Annotated in this window: 21 protein-coding genes; 7 read left to right on the forward strand and 14 right to left on the reverse strand. The window is 65.2% G+C overall.

Annotation, left to right across the window (positions count from 1 at the left end):
* The 10 genes from hxlA to ABD243_RS11500 all read right to left on the reverse strand — a co-directional run.
* A partial coding sequence (gene hxlA / locus ABD243_RS11455) for a 3-hexulose-6-phosphate synthase (protein WP_344365609.1) occupies nucleotides 1-574 on the reverse strand: 574 nt, incomplete at its 3' end.
* Between the two features lie 108 nt (nucleotides 575-682).
* Nucleotides 683-1,273, reverse strand: coding sequence for a 6-phospho-3-hexuloisomerase (gene hxlB / locus ABD243_RS11460; protein WP_344365661.1), 591 nt, complete (start codon nucleotides 1,271-1,273; stop codon nucleotides 683-685).
* A gap of 99 nt (nucleotides 1,274-1,372) precedes the next feature.
* On the reverse strand, nucleotides 1,373-3,385 hold the full coding sequence (locus tag ABD243_RS11465; protein WP_344365611.1) for an acetoacetate--CoA ligase: 2,013 nt from the start codon (nucleotides 3,383-3,385) through the stop codon (nucleotides 1,373-1,375).
* Entirely contained in the window at nucleotides 3,382-3,990 is a 609-nt protein-coding gene (locus ABD243_RS11470) for a cupin domain-containing protein (protein WP_344365613.1), read from the reverse strand. Before ABD243_RS11470 ends, ABD243_RS11465 begins: the two co-directional genes overlap by 4 nt.
* Entirely contained in the window at nucleotides 3,990-5,006 is a 1,017-nt protein-coding gene (locus ABD243_RS11475; RefSeq protein ID WP_344365615.1) for a fumarylacetoacetate hydrolase family protein, read from the reverse strand. Before ABD243_RS11475 ends, ABD243_RS11470 begins: the two co-directional genes overlap by 1 nt.
* Nucleotides 5,007-5,158: 152 nt before the next feature.
* Nucleotides 5,159-6,010 carry an ABC transporter substrate-binding protein gene (locus ABD243_RS11480; protein ID WP_344365617.1) on the reverse strand — a complete coding sequence of 284 codons (852 nt, stop codon included), beginning with the start codon at nucleotides 6,008-6,010 and terminating at the stop codon, nucleotides 5,159-5,161.
* Nucleotides 6,007-7,038, reverse strand: coding sequence for a fumarylacetoacetate hydrolase family protein (locus ABD243_RS11485; RefSeq protein WP_344365621.1), 1,032 nt, complete (start codon nucleotides 7,036-7,038; stop codon nucleotides 6,007-6,009). The genes ABD243_RS11480 and ABD243_RS11485 overlap by 4 nt, the downstream gene beginning before the upstream one ends.
* 30 nt (nucleotides 7,039-7,068) lie before the next feature.
* The gene (locus tag ABD243_RS11490) at nucleotides 7,069-8,007 is read right to left on the reverse strand and encodes a VOC family protein (protein WP_344365623.1); all 939 of its coding nucleotides are present in this window, start codon (nucleotides 8,005-8,007) and stop codon (nucleotides 7,069-7,071) included.
* Between the two features lie 41 nt (nucleotides 8,008-8,048).
* A complete protein-coding gene (locus ABD243_RS11495; protein WP_344365626.1) occupies nucleotides 8,049-9,554 on the reverse strand; it encodes a bifunctional 3-(3-hydroxy-phenyl)propionate/3-hydroxycinnamic acid hydroxylase in 1,506 nt (501 codons plus the stop codon).
* 108 nt (nucleotides 9,555-9,662) lie between these two features.
* On the reverse strand, nucleotides 9,663-11,039 hold the full coding sequence (locus tag ABD243_RS11500) for an aldehyde dehydrogenase family protein (protein ID WP_344365628.1): 1,377 nt from the start codon (nucleotides 11,037-11,039) through the stop codon (nucleotides 9,663-9,665).
* Between the two features lie 143 nt (nucleotides 11,040-11,182).
* On the opposite strand from ABD243_RS11500, the gene ABD243_RS11505 reads away from it, so the two are divergent.
* Both ABD243_RS11505 and ABD243_RS11510 read left to right on the forward strand, forming a co-directional pair.
* Nucleotides 11,183-12,196 (forward strand): ornithine cyclodeaminase family protein, encoded by a 1,014-nt coding sequence (locus ABD243_RS11505; protein ID WP_344365631.1) that lies wholly within the window; start codon nucleotides 11,183-11,185, stop codon nucleotides 12,194-12,196.
* Between the two features lie 29 nt (nucleotides 12,197-12,225).
* Entirely contained in the window at nucleotides 12,226-13,245 is a 1,020-nt protein-coding gene (locus ABD243_RS11510; protein WP_344365633.1) for a dihydrodipicolinate synthase family protein, read from the forward strand.
* Between the two features lie 559 nt (nucleotides 13,246-13,804).
* On the opposite strand, the gene ABD243_RS11515 is transcribed toward ABD243_RS11510, so the two are convergent.
* Nucleotides 13,805-15,064 carry a substrate-binding domain-containing protein gene (locus ABD243_RS11515; RefSeq protein ID WP_344365634.1) on the reverse strand — a complete coding sequence of 420 codons (1,260 nt, stop codon included), beginning with the start codon at nucleotides 15,062-15,064 and terminating at the stop codon, nucleotides 13,805-13,807.
* A 126-nt stretch (nucleotides 15,065-15,190) separates the two neighbouring features.
* Here ABD243_RS11515 and ABD243_RS11520 point away from each other — a divergent pair, with 126 nt between their 5' ends.
* The 4 genes from ABD243_RS11520 to ABD243_RS11535 all read left to right on the forward strand — a co-directional run bounded on the left by ABD243_RS11520 (nucleotide 15,191) and on the right by ABD243_RS11535 (nucleotide 20,125).
* Nucleotides 15,191-16,699 carry a sugar ABC transporter ATP-binding protein gene (locus tag ABD243_RS11520; RefSeq protein ID WP_344365637.1) on the forward strand — a complete coding sequence of 503 codons (1,509 nt, stop codon included), beginning with the start codon at nucleotides 15,191-15,193 and terminating at the stop codon, nucleotides 16,697-16,699.
* Nucleotides 16,696-17,655, forward strand: a complete 960-nt coding sequence (locus ABD243_RS11525) for an ABC transporter permease (protein WP_344365639.1) — start codon at nucleotides 16,696-16,698, stop codon at nucleotides 17,653-17,655. The genes ABD243_RS11520 and ABD243_RS11525 overlap by 4 nt, the downstream gene beginning before the upstream one ends.
* Complete coding sequence (locus ABD243_RS11530; RefSeq protein WP_344365640.1) at nucleotides 17,652-18,680, forward strand: ABC transporter permease; 1,029 nt, start codon at nucleotides 17,652-17,654, stop codon at nucleotides 18,678-18,680. The genes ABD243_RS11525 and ABD243_RS11530 overlap by 4 nt, the downstream gene beginning before the upstream one ends.
* Before the next feature lie 125 nt (nucleotides 18,681-18,805).
* Nucleotides 18,806-20,125, forward strand: coding sequence for an NADH:flavin oxidoreductase (locus ABD243_RS11535; protein WP_344365641.1), 1,320 nt, complete (start codon nucleotides 18,806-18,808; stop codon nucleotides 20,123-20,125).
* 143 nt (nucleotides 20,126-20,268) lie between these two features.
* Here ABD243_RS11535 and ABD243_RS11540 read toward each other — a convergent pair whose 3' ends face one another.
* From ABD243_RS11540 to ABD243_RS11550, 3 genes are all read right to left on the reverse strand, one after another.
* Nucleotides 20,269-20,682 carry a PaaI family thioesterase gene (locus ABD243_RS11540; protein ID WP_344365642.1) on the reverse strand — a complete coding sequence of 138 codons (414 nt, stop codon included), beginning with the start codon at nucleotides 20,680-20,682 and terminating at the stop codon, nucleotides 20,269-20,271.
* Nucleotides 20,679-21,896: an acetyl-CoA C-acyltransferase gene (locus ABD243_RS11545; RefSeq protein ID WP_344365643.1), complete on the reverse strand. Its 1,218-nt coding sequence runs from the start codon at nucleotides 21,894-21,896 to the stop codon at nucleotides 20,679-20,681. Before ABD243_RS11545 ends, ABD243_RS11540 begins: the two co-directional genes overlap by 4 nt.
* A 452-nt stretch (nucleotides 21,897-22,348) precedes the next feature.
* Nucleotides 22,349-22,927 carry a TetR/AcrR family transcriptional regulator gene (locus ABD243_RS11550; RefSeq protein ID WP_344365645.1) on the reverse strand — a complete coding sequence of 193 codons (579 nt, stop codon included), beginning with the start codon at nucleotides 22,925-22,927 and terminating at the stop codon, nucleotides 22,349-22,351.
* A 328-nt stretch (nucleotides 22,928-23,255) separates the two neighbouring features.
* Here ABD243_RS11550 and ABD243_RS11555 point away from each other — a divergent pair, with 328 nt between their 5' ends.
* The gene (locus tag ABD243_RS11555) at nucleotides 23,256-24,206 is read left to right on the forward strand and encodes a helix-turn-helix domain-containing protein (RefSeq protein WP_344365648.1); all 951 of its coding nucleotides are present in this window, start codon (nucleotides 23,256-23,258) and stop codon (nucleotides 24,204-24,206) included.
* The last annotated feature ends 166 nt before the right edge of the window (nucleotides 24,207-24,372 follow it).

Genomic DNA, 24,372 nt, shown 5'->3' on the forward strand with positions numbered 1-24,372 from the left:
CTCCGTAGATTGAGCCGCCCGCTACAGCCACGTCCGCCCCTGCCCGCTGGACAGCGTTGATCGTCGAGAGGTTTACTCCGCCGGCTACTGAGAAGGGGACGCGCGCTTCTTCGCCCGCGGTCAGGAGCCCCTTGAGGTCATAGCCGGGCTGTGACTGCTCGTCAAGGCCGGCGTGGAATTCCACGAACTTGGCGCCAAGGGCACGCGCTTCCTTGGCGCGGGAGACTTTATTGGATACCCCAATGAGGTCCACAACGATGCCTTTGCCGTGTGCCCGGGCGGCCTTCACGGCGCCGGCGATGGTCGAGTCGTCTGCACTGCCCAAGACTGATACCAGGTCGGCGCCGGCTTTGAAGGCGATGTCGGCCTCCAATTCTCCGGCGTCCATGGTCTTCATGTCAGCGAAAACGATTTTGTCGGGGTGGGCATTTTTGATGGCGGTGACAGCGGAGAGGCCTGCAGCCTTTATCAGGGGTGTTCCGAGTTCGATGATGTCCACGTATTCGGCTACCTTGGCGGCCAATTCGAGGGCGTCTTCGACGGTGAGGAGGTCCATTGCAACTTGGAGTTTCATGATCGGCTCTTTCTTTAGGAATTGTTAGGCTGAAGGAATTTAGGGGTGAGTTTTTGCTTGGTGTTTCCGCTGCGTCGGTCGTCGCCGTAGTCGCCATCCCGAGTCCTGCTATTCAAGATTGGCGTGCCGGCTCCAGAGCTGTTCGGCAGAAATGCTGGCTTTCTCCCAGAGGGCTTGGAACACCGCTTCGGTGGCGAGGAAAAGCACCTGTTCGAAGAGGCTTCCGGAATATTGCCGGGACGCACCCGATTGGTGGTCGGTTTTCTGCGGGGCCGGGATAACCATGAGCATGTCGGCTACTGCAGCCAGTGGGGAGTTTGTGTTGGCCGTGAATGCGGCCACCTTTGCACCGGCTTTTGCCGCAGTTTCTGCCGCCTTCACCACGCTTGAGGTCGTTCCGGATCCAGAGGCCACCACCAACAGATCCCCGGCGCGGATCGCAGGAGTGGTGGTGTCCCCTGCGATGTGGACCGTGAGGCCTAGATGCATCAGCCGCATAGCGGCCATCCTGAGAACCAGGCCGCTGCGGCCTGCCCCTGCGACGAAGACCCGGTTAACGGTGTTGAGATGGGTGGCCAGCTGAGCAAGTTCCTGTTCATTGATGCAGTCTGCCGTCTCTCCAACCTCGCCCCGGATCAGAGAGATGCTGTGCCCGATGGCGCCGACCGTTTCTTGACTGACAGGTGTTGCTCTTGGCATGGTTCCCAATGTCTCTCCTTTGAGGGGGTGAGCCGTATCTAGCGAGCCGTTGAGTCGCTTGATGTTCTATCCTCGATACTTCCCGGCGCCCATCATCCATTACGGCGGGCCGAACCTGTCGGAAGCGGGTAGCGGTGCCGCTTGGGGTGATACCGTCTGCCGTTCAAGGGCAAACCGGGCATATTCTTCCAACAGCACTGGATCATCCACCGACCCGAGATCCGCGACCGTTTCCAGCCGCGCCCCCTGCAGAAGCCGCTTGATGGGGACTTCCAGCTTCTTTCCGGTGCGGGTATGCGGAATTCCGGGCATGAAGACAATCTCGTCTGGCAGATATCGGACGGACAGGTTCTCACGGATGGATCTGGTGATCGCCTTTTGGGTCACGTCCGGGTTGGCGCCGTCGGCCAAATGGACGAACAGCGGCATGTAGTAGTCAGTGCCCAGTTCCGCGCCGACCACCAGGGCCTCTGCGACTTCCGGCAGCGATTCAACCACCGAGTAGATATCTGCCGAACCGAGCCTCAGCCCGTTGCGGTTGAGGGTCGAGTCGGACCGGCCGTGGATGAGGATGCCCCGGTGCGTGAACTCGATGTAGTCCCCGTGCCGCCACACCCCCGGATACATCGCGAAGTAGCTCTCGTGGTACCTGCTGCCATCGTCTCCCCAGAAGCTCAGCGGCATCGAGGGCATTGCCTTGGTCACCACCAGTTCGCCCTTGCCCCGGGTGGGATTGCCGGCTTCATCCCAGGACTCCACGCGCACTCCGAGGGCCGGAGCCTGGATGTAGCCAGCATGGACCGGCAGTGTCGGGGATCCTCCCACGAAGATGGAGGCGATGTCGGTGCCACCACTCATCGAACTCAACCAGATGTCACCCACATTGCCGTAGACCCAGCGATAGCCGTCGGACGAGAGCGGCGATCCGGTGACCTGAAGGGATTTCAAGGCACCCAGGTCGTGGTCGCGCATCGGCACTAGAGCGGCCTTCGCGCAGGAATGGACAAATCCCGCACCCACACCGAGGACAGCGACCTGCTCGGCTGCGGCAATCTGCCACACCCGGTCGACCGACGGGAAGGTGGGGTTTCCGTCGACAAGTACCGCCGTCGCGCCCACGCCCAGGGCGGAGACGAGTGCGTTCCACAGCACCCAGCTCGTCGAGGCCACATTGAGGTAGCGGTCTCCGGGCCGCAGGTCGGAGTGGATGAGGAGCATCTTCATTTCCTCAAGCAGCGCCCCGCCGTGGCCATGCACGATGCCCTTGGGAATGCCCGTTGTCCCGGAAGAGAACAGGACCCACAATGGGTGGCTGAACTCGACGTCTTCGAAATCGAGCTCCGCCGGTTCGGCCACGGCCTGTGCCCAGGCCACTGCCGGAACCCGGGTTGGGACACTCGGGACGGACGTATGCCGCTCGACCCAGATCACGTGCTCGACGGTGGGGAGTTGGGTGAAGATTTCCTCCAGCTCCGCGCGGCGGTCCCGGTCCTTCCCTCCGAGCATGTAGCCCGGCGTGGCGATGACGACCTTTGGACCGAGCTGGGCGAACCGCGAAATGATCGCACCCGGCCCGAACTCGGGGGCGCAGACGGACCAGATGGCGCCGATAGTGGCAGTGGCGAGCAGCCCGACGACGGCTTCGGCAACGTTCGGAAGGATTCCGACGACCCGGTCCCCTTGGCCCACACCCCGGGCCCGAAGATGCGCGGCGAGGGAGGCCACCTCGTGCCTCAGCGCATTCCAGGTGACCTCCTCGCGCGTCCCGTCCTCGGCGATGCCCACCAGTGCAATTCCCTCGTGGCCCTGCAGCAGGTGCCGGGCGAAATTGAGGGTGCGTCCCGGAAACCACCGCGTGTGGGGCATGGCGTCAGTGGTGCAGACCGGTCCTGCCGCCCCGCCGAAATTGACTCCCGCAAACCGGGCAAAGAGTTCCCAGAACTGTTCCGGCTCATCCACCGACCACTGCCAGAGCTCGTCGTAGCTCTCGCCGACCTCAATGCCTTGCCGGCCCAGGAAGGCGGCGAATTGCCCGATGCCGGTCTCCGCGCTGTGTTCGAGGTCGGGTTCCCAGATCACTTCGCCGTCCGCGGCGTGGGCGTTGAGGATCATGCGCTCTCCAAGGGCCGGGAAGCTTCCCTGCGCCGCTCGGCGATCTGGGATGCCGTGAGGGGCTCGGTTCCGATCAGCACAAAAAGGACCCGGGCCGTGCGGTCGGTGCGGTTGGACCAGGCGTGGCTGGTGGCTCGTTGCACGGCCACGTCGCCGGCGCGCATTGTCGCCTCACCCTCGTCGACCAGCAGAGTGATCTCGCCCTCGAGCACCACAGCGTAGTCCAGCGAGTCGGTGCGGTGGAACCAGAAGTGCTTGGAGCCGCTGTGCTCGGCGCCTGCTTCGGCCTCGTCGTGTCCATCGAGCTCGCTGAAGATCACCGAGCCTGCCTCGTCCGGATAGACGGCGTCCGGCGGGAAGTCTGCAATGCGCAGGATCGTCTCGCCGGCGGCGGGGAAGCTGGGGATCTCGGCGTCGGCCGCGGCCGGGTCCGCGTCGGTGACGTGGTCGATGGGTCCGGCTGCGGTCAGCCAGGGCACGGTGGCGCCGAATCCCGGAATCACTTCCGAGGACCAGTGGTTAGGCGCGGCACCGTCCGAGAGGATGATGGCGCGTCCGTGGTCGTCGTGCCCGGTGACGATGCGGCGAACTGGGGGCCGGGTCATCAGAGCACCCATGCTTCGTGCGGGTAGGTGCGGGGCTCGGGCCACCAGGGGGCCTTTTGGCGTTCGGTGGAGACCGGGGTGCGCAACGTGCCGACGCCTTCAAGTTCCAGCTCGATGACGTCGCCGGGTTTCAGGAATTTCCCGATTTCGACGCCGGCGCCGAAGCCCATGGTGCCGGAGCCGATGAGGTCGCCCGGCTGCAGGCGGTCTGAGATCGAGACGTAGGCCAGCAGCTCCGCAGGGGTGTAGACGAAGTCCTCGACCTTGGTGTCGGAGAGGACTTCTCCGTTGACGCGGACCTGGCCGCGCAACCCCTCGATGGAGTCGATTTCGTCCATGGTGGTGACCCAGGGGCCGATGCCGTAGCCGAAGTCCTTGCACTTTTGCGGGCCCATGCCGATCGCCATTTCGGCACCCTGGATATCGCGTGCGCTGAAGTCGTTGAAGATGGTGATCCCGAAGAGGTGGTCCATTGCCGTGTCCGGGGTCAGGTCGCTGCCGGACTTGCCCACGACATAGCCGACCTCGAGCTCCCAATCGAGGGCTTCGGTGAAGTCGGGGTAGGGCAGAACCTGGTTGTGGCCGTAGGACATGGCCGTGGTGCCCTTGAAATACCCCGGACGCTCGTAGATTGACCGCGCCGGCTGGGCCTTGGCCACAATGCGGTGGAAGTTCTGGATGTGCTGCTCAAAGGTCAGCCCGTCGCGAATGACCGGGGCATCGACCGCCGCCCGCCACGAGACCTCATCGATGGCAAGGGAAGCGTCGTCGGCCGCGGCAAGCGCAGCGTGTGCGGCGTCCAGGAATACGGCGCCTCCGCCGATTCCCGCCGCCAGGCTTCCGGGAAGCAACGCCAAGGCGAGAGCCCGGGCACGCTCGGGCTCGGCAGCCTTGCGCTGCAGGGTCAAGGCATAGGCGCGGGCAAGGTCAATAACCCGGCCCTGCTCCGGCTGGGCCGCGACGAGTCGAATCTGCTCGCCGTCGGGCGTGGGCACTGCTATACGTCCCAGTTTCATGGTTGCTCCTTTGGACATCAATCATACGATACGTACAGTATCGCATTGCGTGGACGGAGCCGCAATAGACAACTCCGTGGGGGTTTGGGCTGCGCAATGAAGGGCGTGACAAGGGCATCTAGTGCCGATTAGGGCAGTCCGGCCATTGGCGCTCAGTTACGAACCGTGGCGGACCGTGTGGCCCTCAGGAGCGGTTCGTCGTCGCAGAGCTCATCCAAGGCAATACCCGGCGGGAGCATGCCCAGGCTTCGACGGATCCCGGTCAGCAGCCCAAGTCCGCGCCGATCCACCGTGAGCGTGCGGGCGCGCGTGCCCCAGGCCGTCGCGGCCGCGGTTTGGTAACCACAGCGTTCAAGCAACTCGATGCCTTCCGCGTCGGTCATCGACCCGCCGGCTTCCACTCCGCATGCCAGTGCGCGCAGGTAGCGTTCCAGCTCCGCGGAACCGAGAAGTTCGGCGCGGACCACCAGACCTTGGCCCGGCAGTTCCGGCAGCAGGGCATTGACATCCACCACGCGCCGCATCCCGGCCTGTTCGGCCAGTTTGTCGAACGGCGGCCCGAGCAGCGTCGCGTCCACGTGGCCGCCGAGCAGCGCGTCCAGGCGCTCGCGCACGCCACCCACCACCACGTAGTCGACCTCGACGCCGGCGTCCCGCAGCAGGCGCTTGGCGATGAGCGCGAAACCGTTGTCGGGGGCGTCCACGGCGAACCGGCACCCGGCCAAGTCCGGGAGGGATTCCACGTCGCCGCCGGCATTGATGCCCAGCGGCGTGGTCAGCTCGACCTGGGCAACCAGGCGGAGGTCGCCGCCGGCCAAGGTCCATTCGAACAGGTTGTCGATCGCCGTGACCGCCAGGTCCTGCTCCCCGGCAAGCAAGGCCCTCAGCTGCTCGGCGCTAGAGGTGGTCCGGGTGGGCACCACCGCCACTTCGCGCAGGAATCCCAGCTCGTCCGCGAGCAAATAGGACACCGGCGGGACGAAGTGGCTTTGGCGCAGAATCACGGGGCAACGCCGCCGGCCGCGGCGACCGCATCCGGCCGATCCACATACCAGGGAGGCAGCTGCCCGCTGGGCCCACGGACCGTTGAGCGTTGAGTGCCGAGCCCGCTGATTTCCGCCTCCATCACGTCGCCGTCCATCAGGAACCGGCCCCAATGCGATCCGTTGCCCGCCGGCGAACCCGTGATGAGGACATCCCCGGGCAGCAGCACGGCAACCGAGGAGGCGTAGGCGATCAGGCTCGGGATGTCGAAGAGCAGGTCATCGGCCAATGCGTCCTGCATCGGCGTGCCGTTGAGGCTCAAGCGGATCCGCAGCTTCGCCGGATCCGGGACGAACCGCTTCGGCACCACGTACGGACCGGTGGGGAAGAACGTCGGCTGGTTCTTCGCACGGAACCAGTCGGTGCCCATCATCGCGATGTCGTTGCGCGGGACGAGCGTGCGCGCGGTGACATCGTTGACGATCGTGTACCCGGCAACGTAGTCGAAGGCATCCTCGGCCGAGACCCGGTGCGCCCTGCGGCCGATGACCACGCCAAGCTCCAGTTCCCAGTCGACGTTTCCGCCGACATCCGGCAACTGCACATCGTCGTAGGCGCCGCAGACCGCCGAGGGAATCCCGGTCCACACGTACGGGTCGCCCGAGCGGCCGCGCTCGTCGATTTCGGCTGCGGCGTCAGCGGCCAGTTGCGCCGCATCGGCGCCTTCTTTGCCGAGCTTGTGGGCCACACTCATCTGCAGGACGTGCTCACGGTAGTTCGCCCCCGCGGCGACGATCGTGCCCACCGGCTGCACCGGCGGCAGCACCCTCAGCCCGTCGAGCGGACGCGCGCCCGCTGCGGCCGGATCGATGGCCTCGAGGGTGTCCAGGTGCGCATCCCAGTCAGCGAACAGGTCCCCGATCCGATTAATGCCCGGCACGACTGCGCGCAGGTCAACGACGTCGCCCCCGAAGACCACACCGGGAAATTCCTCCCCGTCGTGCTCGAAGGTGCCCAGCATGAATCCATTCACGCGTGTATTTTCCATGAAGCCTCCATCAGTCATTGCTTGTTGCCGCTATACCGGTGGGGCCACGTACAGGCCATTGTCGCGGTCGTTGAACATTTCGCGGGCGATGAATTCGTCCATGTCGCCGCCGGTGCCCCACTGGTCGGAGGTCTCGGGTTCACTGGTGTCAAAGATGCTTGGATGCCAGGTATCCTCGTCGACCGAGTCCAGTTCGGTGGTGTACTCCATAGTGTTGCCGTTGGGGTCGATGAAGTAGGTGAAGGTGTTGTCCCCGGCCTTGTGGCGGCCCGGGCCCCAGATCTTCCGGAACCCCGAACGCATCAGCTTGCCGCTGCCGCGCATGTACTCGTCGATCCCGCGCAGCTCGAAGGACGCGTGCTGCAGCGAGGCATGCGGGCCGCGGGAGATCGCTATGGAGTGGTGTTGCGCGTTGCAGCGCATGAAGTAGAAGAGGTCGCCCATGTGGGGGTGGTTCAGGGTGTCGGAGAGACGGAAGCCAAGGTGCTGCTCGTACCAGGCGCGCATCTTCTCCGGTTCCGGGGAGTTGAGCACCACGTGGGAGAGCCGCACCGGGATGGCCTCGCGTTCCTCGATCTTGCGGTGCTTGCGCACCTCGACGTCTGCCGAGACCTCGATGGTGCGTCCTTCCAGGTCGAAGAAGCGGAAGCCGTATCCCCCGCCGAGGGTCTTGACGTCATCGGGTTCGCCAATGAGCTTCACGCCCTTGGCAATAAGGTCGGAGGCGAGCTGGTCAACCGAGGCCCTGTCTGCCGCGCCGAACGCGACCATGTCAAGGCGTTTTTCCTCGGCCTTGCGCACGCGAACGGAATACTGTTCCGGGGAACCTTCGGCGGCGAAGTAGGTCACGCCGCCGTCGTTCTCCATTTCGGTGAGTCCCCAGTGGTTCTTGTAGAACTCGACCTGCTTTTGATAGTCGGGCACCGCGATATCGAAGTGCCTCAGGTGTGTGATCGGGCTGAATGCCATGATGGTCTCCTGTGTTCTGTCCGTTTGACACGGATGCGGGTTTAGATGCGTGCCGGCACGTTGCGGCCGACCTGCGGAATGCTGCGGATGAGGCGCTCCAGGGCCTCGGGGGTGTCACCGAGGCCCAGAATGTAGCGGTCCGGGCGAACGACGACAGCCTGAGCGCCGGCGGCGGCAAGGATCTGGCCGACCTTGGCCGGATCGAACAGGACCACGACGTCGGCATGTTCCTCGAGTTCTTCCCGCAGCGGGGCGGGGACAGCGGCATAGAGCTCGCGGGTTGTTGCCACCAGGAAACGGCTTCCCACCATGTCATCCAGGCGCACCCCGTCGGCCAGGATCGGCTGCATGCCGAGCCGACCGGCACGTTCCTCGGTGCCGCCTTCGTGCAAGCCCGGACCCAGCGCAGGGGCGACCGGTGCGGATGCGGCGGGGTTTGCGCGGATGAAGGCGTCACGCTGCTTCGCGGTGTCGGCGTCGGTGGTCTGCAGGAAGCCCGCGGCACGGGTTGCCTGCTCGACCCAGAACCGTGCGTGCGGCATGCGCTCGCTCTCGTAAGTGTCAAGGAGGCTGTCGTCGGCCGCACCGCGTTTGACGGCATCGAGCTTCCACACCAGGTTGGCCACGTCGCGCATTCCGGCGCACAGGCCCTGCCCAAACAGCGGCGGGGCCTGGTGGGCGGCATCCCCGGCCAGGAAGATGTTCCCGGCGCGCCACTGCTGCGCAATGCGCCCGCGGAACGTATATATCGCCAGCCGGTCCGCAGTGAACGTGTCTGCCGGCAGCACGCCTCGGCTGATCCGTTCCACGCCCGCGGGAGTCGCAATTTCCTCGGGGTCATCCCCCGGCATCAACATGAACTCCATCCGCACCCGCTTGCCGGGGAGACGAACCCACAGGGCGGGCCGCGTGTGGTGGCCTAGGAAGATCATGTCGGAAGACAGGCCCGGGCCTTCGTCCAGGATCCCGTCCGCGACCAGCCACTGTGCATCCTCGCCCAGCTGTTCGCACTCGATGCCCAGCGCCTGGCGGGTCTGCGAGCGCGCCCCGTCCGCCGCGATGGCCCAGCGGGCGCGGATGAGGGAATCCTCGCCGTCCGCGTCTCGCACCGAGACCTCGACGCCCTGCCCGACATTGCGCACCGAGAGCGCGGTGAGGCCGCGGCGGAGCTCGACGCCGGGAAGCTCCTGGACGACCTCCTGAAGCAGGACTTCGATGTCCGGCTGGTGGAAGGTGAGGTCATCGTGCCAACCCTGGGTGCCGAGCTGACCGGTTGGCACGGAAACCAGGACTTCGCGCTCCTCGTTCTCGATGTGAAACGAGGCCATTGGCAACGTGGCCTCGGCAAAACGCTCGGCCACTCCCAGTGACTGGAGCGTGCGGAAGGTCTCGCCATCGAAGTGGACGGCACGCGCTGTGGGCCAAGCCTGGACCTCGCGTTCCACGCCGACGGCGCTCAGGCCGGCGCGGCCCAGCAACGCGAGTGCCGCGACCCCCACGGGTCCTCCCCCGACCACCACCACGTCAACATTGACGAAGTTTGCCATCTCGCTCCTTCATATTCAGTACGTATCGTTTCGAATAAAAAATGTAACATCCATCACGCGACCGCACAAGGGCCCGGGTGGGCTTGAATGCGCGTCGGGCCTTGCGACTCAGGCCTTCCAGACGGTCTTGAGGTTGCAGAACTCCCGGATGCCGTCCGCGGCGAGTTCACGCCCGAACCCGGAGCGCTTGATCCCGCCGAACGGAAGCTCCTGGTGCGAGACGGTCATGCCGTTGACGAACACCGCGCCGGCGTCAAGATTGGCCGTGAACCATTCCTCCTCGTGGGCGTCGGCGGTCCACACCGCGCTGGAAAGTCCGAAGGTGGTCTGGTTGGCGATCCGCAGGGCGTCTTCGCGGTCTTGGGCCCGGTAGAGCGATGCGACGGGCCCAAAGGTCTCCTCCTGGATGATCCGCATCTCTTCGCTGAGTCCGGCGAGCACCGTGGGGGCATAGAAGAAGCCGGGGCCCTCGGGAACCACCCCGCCGGTCAGCACCTGGGCACCCAGGGCACGGGCGTCCTCGACGAGCTCGGCCAGTTCGTCGCGTCCGGACAAGGTGGCCAAGGGCCCCACCTGGGTCGCGGGATTCAGCGGGTCCCCGACGGAAAGCTCCGACATCAGCTTCACGAATTCGGCGGCGAACGCGTCATAGACCTCGGTGTGCACGATGAAGCGCTTGCCGGCGATGCAGGACTGGCCGTTGTTGCTGATCCGTGCACGCACGGCGGTCGCCGCCGCGGCGGCGACGTCGGCCGAGGGCATGACAATGAAAGGGTCCGACCCGCCCAATTCCAGCACGGCCTTCTTCACGTGGTCCCCGGCAATGGAGGCGACCGAGCGCCCCGCCGGCTCGGAACCCGTCAGGGTCACCGCCTTGACCCTCGCATCGGCCAGGACGCCGGCCACCTCGGTGCCGCCGATCAGCAGGGTGCGGAAGGAGCCGAGCGGGAACCCTGCCCGCTCAAAGAGTGTGTCCAGGAAGAGTGCGGCCTGGGGCACGTTCGAAGCATGCTTGAGCAGGCCGGAGTTGCCCGCCATAAGCGCCGGGGCCGCAAAGCGGATGACTTGCCAGAGCGGGTAGTTCCAAGGCATGACCGCCAACACCGTCCCCAGCGGCTCGTAGCGGGTCCACGCGCGGCTCGCGCCGACCGACGACGGGTCCTTCAGCGGAGCATCGGCCAGGAATTCCTCGGCATGCGCGGCGTAAAAGCGGATGGCCTTGACGCACTTGTGCACCTCAGCGATCGATTGCGCAATCGGCTTGCCCATCTCGACGGTGATCAGCTCACCGAGGCCCTCCGCCTGATCCTCCAAGATGTCCGCCGCGGCGAGCATCCACTGCGCGCGCTGGGCAAAGGTTGTGCCGCGCAACAGCCGCGCCGCTTCGGCAGCTTCCGCGATGCGAGCTTGGACTTCCTCGGCCGTATGCGGCTCGATGATCATTTCGGTCGAACCGGTGGTCGGGTTGACGCTTGCGATTGCCATGGGTGGGGTCCTTTCCTTGAGACGTGTTCTCGATCACAACTATATAGGATACGATTCGTATCGGATACTATTTGAGTTTCCATCATGGATCCACCCACGCCCGCAGCCCGTGGACCGGCTGCCCGACACCAAGGAGTGCCCACGTGAGCACCAATGGCGAGTTGCCGAACAGCCTTCCACTCTTTCTCACCGACGCCGATGTGGCCAGCCTTTCGGACTGGCCGGGGGCGATCGGGGCCATCCGCAACGCGTACAAGGCCCCCGACGACGAGGCCGGCACCCCGGGAAGGATCTTCGCCCAGACATCTCGCGAATGGTTGCGGATCATGCCCTCGGTGCCGCCCAGCGGCAGTCTGTTCGGGGCAAAGTCAATCGCCGGGTCCTTCGCGGACGGCCTGCGCGTCAGCTATTTAATTTCACTTTTCGACAAGGACACCGCGGATCTGGTGGCACTGGTGGACGGAAATCGCGTCACCGGCCTGCGAACCGCCGCGACCACTGCGGTGGGCACCTCCACGATCGTGCCGCAGCGGCCGCTGATCGTCGGAGTGATCGGCTCCGGCTTTGAGGCGCGATCTCACCTGACGGCCTTTTCCCATCTGCTTGAGTTCGCCGACATCCGCGTGTTCAGTCCGACCCCTGCCAACCGGGAGGCCTTTGCACGCGAGTTCGACGGCACGTTCGGGGCGCCCGCACGAGCTGTCGGCTCGGCCCGCGAGGCCGCCGAAGGCGCGGATCTCATCCTGTGCGCGGCACGCTCCCGCGACGAGTCCCCGACATTGCTGGCCGAATGGGTCGGCCCGAACTCCGCCGTGGTCTCGATCGGTTCCACGACCCCCGCCCAGCGCGAGCTGCCCGCGGAGCTGATCGCCCGGGCCGCGGTGGTCGTAGTGGATACCCGTGACGAGGTCGTGCACGGCAGCGGGGACATGATCGCGGCCCGGGCACACGGCGTCGATGTCGATTCGCTCGTTGTCACACTCAATGCCGTCCTGACCGGTGAAACCGCCATCGACGCGGAGCACGGGATCCGGATCTACAAGTCGACCGGTTCCGGACTGCAGGACATCGTTGTTGCCGAGATGCTCGTGGACCGCGCCCGCGCCGAGGGCATTGGCACCGTCCTACCCGTGGGCATCGTCACCAGCCGCAAATAAACCCCACCGACAACCATAAGGAGAACAACATGGTGGAATACACCAAATCCGAAGCCCGCTCCTGGGCCCGGGAGAATTTCGTCGGCACCGTCGCGGTGACGCACCCATCCTTCACCCCGGACTTCTCTGGCATTAACGAAAACGCGATCCGCCACGACATCCTCTTGCTCAAGGAACGTGGCTACAAGGGTTCCCTGCTGATCGCCGAAGCGAATATCACCCCGGAGGAGAACGCCCGGATCACAGCCATCGCCCGCGAGGCGGCAGGACCGGACTTCGCACTCTTCTTCCACGCAATCTTCGGCACCCTGGAAGAAAACATCCATGCAGCAAACCTGGCTACCAAGGCCGGCGCCGACCGCGCGCTGCTGGCCTACCCTTCATCGTTCTGGCCGACCTCGTACGACGAGGTGTTCGACTACACCAAGCGTTTCACCGACGAAACCGACCTGGCCACCATGCTGTTCCCGCTGCCCGCCTGGGGCTTCGAGCGCATCCACCCTGCCGGCATGAGCGTGGACTTCGTGCGCCGCGTCCTCGACGCGATGCCGAGCATCGTCGCCATCAAGGCCGAACAGGGCTACCCTGGCATCCCCGGAGTCATGGAGATGTACCACCACTTCCGCGATGAAGTAGTGATCTCCTGCCCCATCGAGGCCGAAATGATCCCCCTCATGTCGGTCTTGGACGTCCAGTTCTCCGGCACCGCGAACACGAACTGGATGGGCGACTACTACCCCAAGGCCTTCGAGCTGGCGCGCACCGGCAAGTGGGAAGAAGCCATGAAGCGGTACTGGGAGGTCCAGCCGGCCCGGGCCGCCAATATGGCTGTATCGTCCACTTCCACCCCGGGCACCAGCTCCATCAACCGCACCCAGTGGAAGTACCAGGAGTGGCTCTCCGGCTTCAACGGCGGCGCCCTGCGCCCGCCGGCAGTCAGACTTCCCGACCGCTTCATGAAGCAGCTGCGCGCAAGCCTGGAAGCCTCGGGACTGCCCGCCACCGATTCCCCGGACTCGGAATTCTTGCGCGGACGCGTCAGCCCCTAAGCTGTCCGGCGGTGTGCCGGCATTGGAAAGCCCCTTGGAACTCTGAACCGGCATGCTGGTTCAGTGTCCCAAGGGGCTTCTTTGCGTGTGAAAACGGCTTGAATGACCTTGAATGACTAGATGCAGCACAGGAACCGATCCGGCGACCGCGCGCCGCCCTTGACGAAATGAGAGGACGAATGGAACGGGATCGTGCGTCGGCCGCGGAAACGGACAACAAACAGGCAAGCGGCCGGAGGCTGCAGGACGGACTGTTCTCGTGCGGCCGCATACCCTGAATCCTGACTTCCGTGCCGGACGCCGCGTTCACCGTGCAGCCCAACAGCAGGCGAGGGCACCTTCCATGGTTGGATGTCGATTCGACATCCACCCGGCGGAAGGGGCCCTCGGCTCCGGTTCAAGACCGGTGATGAGTGTGGTCCCGTGTCGGCGTCAGGCGCCGGTATTTTCCGATGAACAACGCATTGAATCGCTCACCGGCCCGGCGTTCGTCCCGGCACCCGGCCATCGGCAGGCCGCGTTGAGGATTCATCTCTCGTGCTCATGACTGGCACCGGTCCTATGCGCCGGGGTTTGAGAAGAATGCATTGAGCCGGTCGGTGGGCAGGTAGTCCGCCGGGTTCCCGGCCAGGTCGGTCAGGTCATTGTGGTCCCATGAGGGGTCCGCGACCTTGGCGAGGTTCTCCCGGGAGACGATCACCGAGGGTTCAACGATCTGGTTGATCTTCGGTCCCTCGCCCTTCAGGATGCGCAGGGCGACATCGACCACTGCCTCACCGGTGCGCACGGACGGGGTCGTGGTGCCGAAGTAGGGGTAGCCGGGGTTTGCCAGCGCCCAGGAGGAGAATCCGTGGCTGGACCCGTCGTCCGCGATCGGCGGCACCTCCAGGCCCGATTCCACAAAGGCGTTGCGGATGCCTACGCCCATCGTTCCGGCCTGCAAGACGGCGTCAACCCCGGCAGGGTGGGTCGCAAGGAACTTCTGGACCTCCGCCTGGGCCGTGGCCGGCTGGAAGAAGCCCGTGACCGACCCGGCGACCTTGACCTCCGGGCAGTTTTTCAGGACGGCGTCGATGCCCATGCCCGCGAAGGTCGAGACCGGGATGCCCGGGATGCCGTCGACGCGCAGGACGTTGCCCTTGCCTCCGATTGCCGCCACCGTGCCGGCGGTGACCTGGGCGATCGCGAGGGGGGTATTCCTCGTGACGCTCACGGCGTATTCGGAATCGATAGGCACCTGGGCGGCGATCAGCGGGATGCCGGCCTCATGGGCGGCCTTGGCCAGCTTCACGGAAGGCTCCGGTGCGATGGCGGTGTAGATGATCACGTCCGGCTTGAGCGAGAGCGCTTCGTTGAACTGCTGGAGCTGCAGGGGCACGTTCGACGGGTCATCCGGGGCGAAGTCGCCGACAATCTTGACTCCATCGGCCTTCAGGCTCGTGCGGATGGCCGCCGACATGGAGGCAATGAAGGGACTGGCAGGTGGCATGCCAACGATCGCGGCCGTGAAACCGTCAGTCTTCTTCGACTTGTAGTCGGCCCATGCCGACTTCCGGATCTCGTACGGGTAGAGGTTGTAGCCCGCGGCGATCTCCTTGGGTAAACCGGACAGCAGGCCGTTGGGATCGTTCGCTGCATCCGTTGGCAGCGACCCGCAGGTCCCGGCTGCCGCGGGCGACACCTTGGCGGGGGTTGCCCCTCCGGAGGAGCCCGGGGCCGCCGGCGCCGATGCCGAACAGCCCGTCAGGACGAGGGCGCCGGCCCCCAGGATCGCGGCGCCGACCGTCGGGAAGCCGGGGAAAAGGGTCGTCTTCTTCATGGTTAATCTCCTGCCGTATAAAACGATTCGTATCGTATGGCATCAGAGTAGGCGCATGCGGTACGATTCGTCTAGTTTCGAATATGACCTGCGACACATTTATCGGCCATTCAAAGGAGATTCGCCGTGAACAACCAACCATCCGGCCTGATGCTCGCCGGGGTGAGCAAGCGGTTCGGTGCCACGCGCGCTGTTATCGACGGTGACCTCCATCTCCGGCCGGGCGAGATTCACACGCTCCTGGGCGAAAACGGCTCAGGGAAGAGCACGCTCGTAAAGATCCTGGGTGGGGTGCACCGTCCTGACACCGGCTCCGTCACATTGGACGGCGTCCCCGTCAACAGCCGATCGCCACGACAGGCCATGGACCTGGGGATTGCGGCGGTGTTCCAAGAGGTCCTCACCGCGGGAAGCCAGTCGGTCCTCGAGAATGTCTGGCTTGGGTCCCACGGGACGTTCCGTCGCCGGCTGGGCCGCGCCGAGCAGAGATCAATAGCGCAAGATGTCCTCTCGCGTATCGCCGGCGAGGTACCCCTCGATCTTCCCGCCGGCCAACTCTCGCTCTCCGAGCGGCAGTCCATCTGCATTGCGCGGGCGCTCGTGCGAAAGCCCAAGGTGCTCATCCTTGATGAGTCAACGGCTTCCCTGGACGTCAGGTCCCGTGATCGGCTCTTCGTCGAGCTGCGCCAACTCGCGGCCGGGGGGACCGCCATCCTGTTCATCTCGCACCGGATGGACGAGGTCGCGGAGATTTCGGACCGGGTCACCGTTCTGCGGTCCGGCCGGAGCGTGTCCACCGTGGACCGTTCGGACCTGTCCGTCGACCGGTTGATCTCGGACATGACCGGAAACTCCGGCCACGACGCGACCCGGCGGCAGCCGCACGACTCCGGGGACGTCATCCTTCGGGGAGCTTCCGTCCGCCTGGCGTCGGCCTCGGCACCCATCGACTTCGAGCTTCGCGCCGGCGAAGTCGTGGGCCTTGCGGGGCTAGAAGGCCACGGACAGGACCACTTCATCAAGCGCTTGGCCGGCGTGGCTGCCGGGCCGGGCAGTGTTGTTCGCATCCTGCCCGAGGGCGTCGCAGAGCTTACCGAGCGAAACGGGGATGCCCTGGGGGTCGCCTACCTGCCGCGCGAACGTCGCGGCGAGTCGCTGTTCGAGTCCATGTCGATCCGCGAAAATTTCGCGCTCCCGACCTTGGCCAAGGACCGCCGCGGCGGATTGCTGGACACCCGCAGCATTGCCCGCCGGTTCGAGGCCTTCGCCCGTTCCCTGTCCCTGCGCTTCGGCGCCGCGCACGATGCCATCTCCACGCTGTCCGGCGGTAACCAACAGAAGGTGCTGCTGGCGCGCTGGCTTGCCACTGACCCCAGGGTCCTGCTGCTCAATGACCCCACCAGAGGGGTCGACATCGGGACCAAGCGGGAGATCTACGCAATCCTGCACCGACTCAGCGCCGAAGGCATGAGCGTCGTGGTCCTCTCCAGCGAGGTCGACGAACTCGTTGACCTCGCAGACCGCGTCCTGGTCTTCCGCGACCAATCAGTGTTTGCCGAGATCCCCCATTCCGAGCTATCCACCGAGTCCATCGTCGCCGCATACTTCGGCCAGAAATCAGAGGTGCATACATGAACCGCGTCCTCCCCCTGTTCCAGCGCTGGCCTTTCGCCTTTGCCTTGCTGCTCGCACTGGTGCTGCTGGTGTTGAACCTGATCGTCTCACCGTCCTTCCTCTCCCCCGCGCGTCTCCCCGGCACCCTGGCCACCCTGGCGCCGTTCGTGCTGGTGGGATTCGCCTCCACGCCCTCGATCCTCGCCGGCGGCATTGACATTTCGGTCGGTCCGCTGGCCACCTTCATCAACTGCCTGTTCGTCGCAATCCTCATTCCCGCGGGACTGGGCAACTGGCATCTCGCCGGACCCATCATCCTGGCGGTGGCCGCCGGGATCGGAGCCCTGAACGGAATCCTGGTCGCCGTCGTCCGCCTGCACCCGGTGGTGGCAACCACCGGGATGCTGTTCCTGCTCGTTGGCCTGTCGCTGACCATCGCCCAGAATCCGGTGGCCGCCCCCAACAATTGGACGGAGGTCTTCGCCGGGGGCATCGGCATCGTCCCGGGCGCTCTCCTGACCATCGGCGTCGCCGGGCTGACCTGGTTCGCCCTGCGCCGCACGGCCTTCGTCAGCAATCTCCTCGCGACCGGCGAGAGTGATGTTTCAGCCTACGGTTCCGGCGTGAACATCCAAGCAATCCGGATCCTGGCCTACACCCTCGGCGGCCTGTTCGCCGGAATCGCGGGAATCGCCCTGACGGCAATCGTGCAGTCATCGCAGTCTTCGCTCGCCTCCACCTATGCCCTGCTGGGGCTCGCTGCGGCCGTGCTGGGCGGGACGAGCCTGGCCGGCGGCCGCGGCGGGCTGTTGGGGGCCCTCTTCGGGGCGGTCTCCATCTACCTGCTGCAACAGTTGCTCACGGCCTCGGGCGTGGCACCCAGCCTCATCCAATTTGCCTACGGCGCCGTCCTCGTCGTTGGCGTCGTGCTGGGCGCGACGCTGCTGGCCCCCCGTTCGAAGAGGAACGCATCATGAGCAGTGACACCGTGCCCCCCGCACCAAGAACCCAGGCACCGACGGTCCGGCCCAGGCCCTGGACCAGGTTCAGGGCCTGGGCCTTCGAAGTACCGGCCCTGCAGGTCATTGTCGTACTGACCCTGGCGGCGTGGCTGGTGATCACCATGCCGGTCATCGCGAACCCCAGGTCCATCACGTCGATACTGGTCATCACGTCCCTGCTGGCCCTGGCAGCCATGGGCCAGACGCTTGTGGTGATCCTGGGCGGGCTTGACCTGGCGGCACCGGGCTACATCCTTTTCGGTGCCTTCATGGCGGCGAACGTCGCAGGCAAGCTCGGGGTCCCTCCGGTCGTAGCCCTGCTGATCACGGTCCTGGTCTGCGGCGGCATCGGCGCCCTGATCGGTTGGATCTGTCACCGCTTAGCGGTCCAGCCGCTGGTCGTCACACTGGGCACCGGCGCGGCCATCACGGGCGCGACGCTGTTCCTCGCCGACGGCGACTATTCCTCCGCCCCGCCGGAGGCGCTGCGTTCCCTGGCCAGCCTAAGGGGGACCACCCTTGGCCTGCCATTCCCCCCGCTCATCCTGATCGTGCTTCTCTGCGGGGCGGGAATGTGGCTTTTCCTCAATCGCACCGCGGCGGGACGTCGCTTCTACGCGACGGGAATCAATTTCCGGGCCGCGCGATTGGCCAGGGTCCGGACCGCCGCCGTGTGGACCATGGTCTTTGCAGCCTCTGGAGCCCTGGCCGGGGTTGCCGGTATCTTCATCGCATCCTTCGGCGCGGGATGGTCGCAGACCGTCGGGGAACCCTACCTGTTCTCTGGCCTGGCCGCGGTCCTTGTCGGCGGCTCGATCTTCGGCTCTATTCGCGGCAGCTACACCCGGACGCTGCTGGGGGCACTCATTCTCACCCTTTTGTCCACGATCATCGTCAGCAATGGGCTGACCGAAGCCCAGAGCCGCATCGTCTTCGGCGTCATCATCCTTGCCGTGGTCTCGCTCTACGGTCGTGGACGCCACGTCCGCGACAGGTTCTGAGGCCTGGTCCGGGTCCCCTACTTCCGGGGGTCTACTGCGACGCGCGGTCACGATACGAGCCGAGTCGGATGCCAATTTTGGATGAGTCATTTCATCCTGGTCCAACTGAAAACCAAGGAGAATAAATGTCCCCCGAGACAGCAACTGTCGCCGAAGTGCTTTCCAGCCCCTGGAAAATCGACGGCCTGACGATCAAGAACCGCTATGTGCTTAGCCCCATGGCCGTCCTCCAGCCGACAAAGGACGGCCATCCCAGCGATCAGACGATCGCGTTCCTCACCACGCGGGCACGCGGCGGCGCCGGGCTGCTGATCATCGGTGGCGGCGTGGCCACCGAGCGCGGGAACCAGGAGGCGCCGTTCCAGCCCTTGATGCGCTTCGACCGGGACGAGTTCATTCCGGGGCTGCGGCGCATGGTCGATGCCGTGCACGAGCAGGATGTACCCATCTTCGCCCAGATCTTCCCGAGCTTCGGCGCCATGGGCGTGCCGGGCGACGGCCGGCCCACAAGGGCCGCGAGCCCGAAGCCCGTCCGCATGGCCGCGCCCCGTCTGCCGCACGGTTTCTACATTCCCGGCGGCCGAACGAACCCGACGCCGGAGGAGATCACCAAGGAGGAAATCCTCGAGGTCCAGGAGCAGGCCGTCGCCGCAGTGCGGCGTGCAAAGGCGGCCGGCTTCGACGGCATCGAGCTGGGCGCGCACATGCGCTACCTCTATTCCTCCTTCCTCTCACCGCGCACCAACTGGAGGACGGACGAATACGGTGGGAGTGCCGAAAACCGCGCCCGCATCCTCACGGACACGATTCGGGCGATCCGGGCCGAAGTCGGAACCGACTATCCGGTGGGCCTCAGGATGAGCACCAACGATCACCTTCCCGATGGTCAGGGACCCGAGGGGTTCGCCGAAGTTGCAACGATTATTGAAAAGGAAGGGGTTGGATATATCGCCCTGAGCGATGCGAACTACGAGTCGATGGACAATAACGTCACCTCCTTTTCGGGCGCCATCCTGGAGCACGGAGAGCCGCAAGCATTCCGCGCCGCCATGCCCGAGGTCCCGTTGCTCCTCAGCAGCACCTTCGACCCGCAACAGTGTGCAGACGCCATAACCGCCGGGTTCGCGGACGGAATCATGCTGGCCCGGCAAATGCTGGCCGATCCGGAATTCCCCAACAAGGTCCTCCAGGGACGACAGGATGAGATCGTGTGGTGCGACCACGACAACTCTTGCCTGCGCCGCCTGATCTTCAATGTGCCGGTCCGGTGCCACAAGAACCCGGCCATGGGACGCGAAGCGGCCCTCGCGGGGGCCAAGGAACCTGTCTCGGTAAAGCTGAAGCGTCCAGTCCAGGGCCTGCTGATTGCCGCGACCGGGTCACCGGTCCTCATGGGCATCGCCGACAAGCTGGCGACCGCTGGCTCGAAGGCATCCAAGAGCTGACACCTGCGCCGCGCCGGCCCCACCCGTGGCGGAAGCCGGCGCGGCGACCTTGGCACAAAATACATGTGTGCCCGGACTCCGACTTGGAGCCCGGGCACACCCGCATGTCTTGCCGCCCTACATCGGCAGCTGTTCAAGAAGCCTCAGTCCGCCGGGCGCAGCGCCCTGCCCGTTCCGCGGTAGATGGCGACAGTCCGCTCCCCCGCCCGCACCACCACATCCACTATCATCCGGCGGCCCTCGTGAAAGGTCACTTCAGCGGAGGCGACTAGCTCCTCCGAGATGCGGGCCGGGGAAATGTAGGAGATGGAAGCCTCGGCGGTCGCGATTCCGGCGCCGAAGGTGTTTGCGGCCATAGCGAACGCGGTGTCTGCCAACGCGAAAACCAATCCACCGTGGGCAATTCCGTGCCCGTTGGCCATTTCGGGCGTGACCCGGAGGGCTGCCGTGGCACGGCCCTCCCTGGCGCGCAACACCTGGATGCCGAGCCCTTCCAGGCTCCGGTCGGCGGCCAGCATCGAGCGGGCCGGGTCGGCAATGAGCGCTGGCTGGTTCACGACAACCTCTCCACTACCATCGCCATGCCCTGGCCGCCGCCCACGCAGAGCGTCGCCAGGCCGAGCGATCCGTCTGTGGTTTGCAGTCCGTTGATGAGCGTTCCGACCAGCCGCGCGCCGGTCGCACCGAAGGGGTGGCCCAAGGCGATCGCCCCGCCAAACGGGTTGACCCGGCCGGGATCTGCGCCCAGCTTCCGCACCACGGGAACCACTTGGGCGGCAAAGGCCTCGTTCAGCTCGATGATATCGATGTCACCGATCGACAGGCCCAAACGATCCAGCAGGCGGCGGGATGCGTCCACGGGACCCAGTCCCATGATTTCCGGCGAGAGGCCGCTTGCGGCGCTGCCCAGGATGCGGGCCAGCGGCTTCAACCCCAGTTCGCCCGCACGCCGGGCGCTCATCACCACCAAGGCTGACGCGCCGTCGTTGAGCGGGCTGGCGTTGCCCGCGGTGACGGTTCCGGACTCGTGGAACACTGGCTTGAGGCCCGAGAGGGCCTCAAGCGTGGTGCCCGGACGCGGGCCGTCATCACGCACCACCGTGCCGGCAGCCGTGGCCACCGGCACGATCTCCCGTGCGAAGTAGCCGGACTCCATCGCCCGTTCCGCCCGGAGCTGGGACTCCAGAGCCCATTCGTCCTGGTCGCGGCGCGTGGTGCCGGTTTGACGGGCCACGAACTCGGCGGTCTTGCCCATAGAGAGGTACACGTCGGGCAGCTCCCCGTGATCCCGGGGGTCGGCCCACGGCTGGCCGGATTCGAAGATGCCATCGGCACGCCGTGCTGCGTCCGCAAAGGCGGGGTGGGGTGATTCAACCACGGGCGGTGTCGAGGTGGTCGATTCGACGCCCGCAATCAGGAACGCGTCCCCGTCGCCCGCCCGCACTGCCTGGGCTGCCATCGCGGTGGCCTGCAACGAGGAGGCGCAGAAGCGGTTCACTGTGACCGCCGGGACGCTGTCCATTCCTGCAAGAATCATGACACGGCGTCCGATGTTGTCGCCCTGCGCGCCCTGCGGTACCGCGCACCCCACGTAGGCGTCCGCAAACTCGGTGGAGTCAACCTGCGGAACCGCAGCGAGCGCTCCCCGGATGGCTGCCAGCGCGAGGTCTTCGGGGCGCTCACCGGCCAGGGACCCCTTGCGGGCCCGGCCGATCGGTGTCCTGCGATAGGCGACGACGACCGCGTCATTCGGCACGATGGCGGTTTTCACGATGATGTTTCCTCTCAGTGTGGACGGCTTCCCTGACGGGCTGGTCCACGGGCGGGGACAGATCAGGGTCAGACTCCTACATCTAACGTCAAATCCAATATATACGAACCGTATCGTATTGCACAGGGCCAAAACCTCAGGCCCAAACCGGACACATGGACGGGAAATCAGGGAGGCAAGGGCCGCCACGAGCATGTCGCAAGGATGCCACAGTGGGCGCAGGCGATGACAGCGCGTCGCCACCTACCGGACCGCCGCCGAAAACTTCTTGCGCCCCCTCAAATAGGTGCACGCCACTCAACGCGGGCGCCGGGCTGCGCCCCGGCCAAAGCCAGCACCGGCATACTGTTCGCCCAACATGCCGCGGGAACCCAAGGTTATAGGGCCAATTCTTCAGTCACGGAGCCGTCCGGGCCCATGGGCCCGGACGGAACAAGTAATACTTGGGGCCGCTACCCTGCAGCAAGCCCTTCAAGTGCTGTCTGCATGATTGCATCGGTGGCTTTGGCGTCCAGGGGGCCCGATTGGAACAACAGGCGGAAGTACACGGGGGCATAGAGCAGCTCCGTGACGAGCTGCGCGTCGAGATCCTTGCGCATCGACCCTTCGCTTATGGCCCGTTCAACCAGGGACATAACGACCAGCGCGCGCGGGGTCCAGAAATGTTTCTTGAATTCAACCATCGCTGCCTCGTCCCCCTGGCACTCACCGATGAGTTGCGCCACGAGCCGCCCCTCATTGCCCGCGTAGACCTCCGCTAGTGAGGCCATGTGCTCACGAAGCGCGTCGATCGCAGGGACATCCTGGCGCACCGGAGTACGCGCGACATGGTTGTCCAGGAATGTATCGATAACCACGGCAACCTTGCTCGACCACCACCTGTAGATAGTGGTCTTGCTGACTCCGGCCTCACGGGCAATGCGCTCGATCGAGAGCTTTTGCACCGTAAATCCGTCAGGCCCCGAATCTTCGAGCAACTTCATGGTTGCTTCCAAAATGGCCCGACGACTTTCTTCGCTTCTGATTGCCATGGGTCAACCATACGTGCTTAGCCATCCAATACGAAACGTACACGATCACACTTTGATGCTTCAATCTTCCGGGTATCGCGAGGTACTGGCGATGGGGGCCCGGCAAAAGCGTCAGCCTGTGTATATAGGAACAACAACGCCCCAAGTGGCCTGGCCACAAAGGGTCTTCGGAGGCCACGAAATGGATTGCCATGGATTCCGGTTCGAGCCGGCGACCTCCGGGCATTCGCCACTAACCTGCCGACAAGGTGACGTGGCATCTTTGCATTGAATTGTGACGCACCTTACACTCGGTACGAAACGGATCGAATCTTCTAGGAGTGGATAAATGACTTCCGTGCTGGATACGCGGTCGGTTCCTCCGGCGGAGCGCCGGGACTACTGGTCGGCGGGGATCGCTGAACGCTTCTTCCCGATGCGCGTCGAATCGTTCGGGGCGCCATCCTTCGAAGCCCGCATGGCCAGCGGCCAGATCGGTCCGGTCGGGGTCCGGTCCATCCAAGGACTTGCCCACCGAGTGGCTCGCACACAGCGGATGATCTCGACTGCAGACCCGGAGTGCATCCTGCTCTATCTGATGGCCAGGGGCAAGATCCATATCGAACAGGACGATCGCAGCTGCGCTCTTCGCCCCGGTGAGATTGCATGCCAGGATACGTCGCGGCCTTCCACTTTTGAGGGCCGGGAAGGTTTCGAGGTGCTCGTTTTCAGCATTCCGAAATGGTTCATCGGGGCGCAGGCCAAGGGCATCGCCCGGCGTTCCGCAACGCGAGTGGACTCGGGCCAGGGACGGCTCGCTGGGCCTGCAACGCCGTTCCTCGCGCACCTCGCCCGAACGACCACGAGCGGCGGCGGGCTGTCAAGTCCTGACGGGGAAGGCGCTTCGCAGATGCTGCTGCCCTTGCTTCGCAGCATGTACGGCGGGCAGGAGATCTCCGATCCGCGCCCAGGCCCCGAGGCGCTGCTCGCTCAGATGCAACGTTACGTGATGGAACACCTGCACGAACCGGAACTCGGCCCCGAGCGGATCGCACAGGCCCACTACGTTTCCACGCGCTACGTGCACAAGATTTTCGCATCCTCCGGGACCGGGGTGTCGTCCTGGATCCGCGAACGGCGGCTCGAGGGCGCCGCTGGCGAGTTGCGGCGGTCCCCGGAAACGACGATCGCGACCGTCGCGACGAGGTGGGGATACCGCCACCCAGCAAGCTTCAGCAGGGCCTTCCGCGAGGTCCACGGCTGCGCTCCGCGCGAAGCCAGGCAACAGCCGAAGCCGTAAGAGGTCACCACACACGAATCTTCCTTTTGGTTCGATGCGTGAATGGCGATCCAAAACCTGGAGTAGAAGATGCTGCACGGCTTCGCCCCGACGGTTCGTGCGTTGGCATATGTCCGAGCCGTCGGCTGAGCACCCGCCCCGTTGGGCAGGGGCGGGTGCTCAGCCG

Origin of the sequence: Arthrobacter humicola (genome assembly GCF_039531445.1) — a bacterium.
Lineage (GTDB): Bacteria > Actinomycetota > Actinomycetes > Actinomycetales > Micrococcaceae > Arthrobacter > Arthrobacter humicola.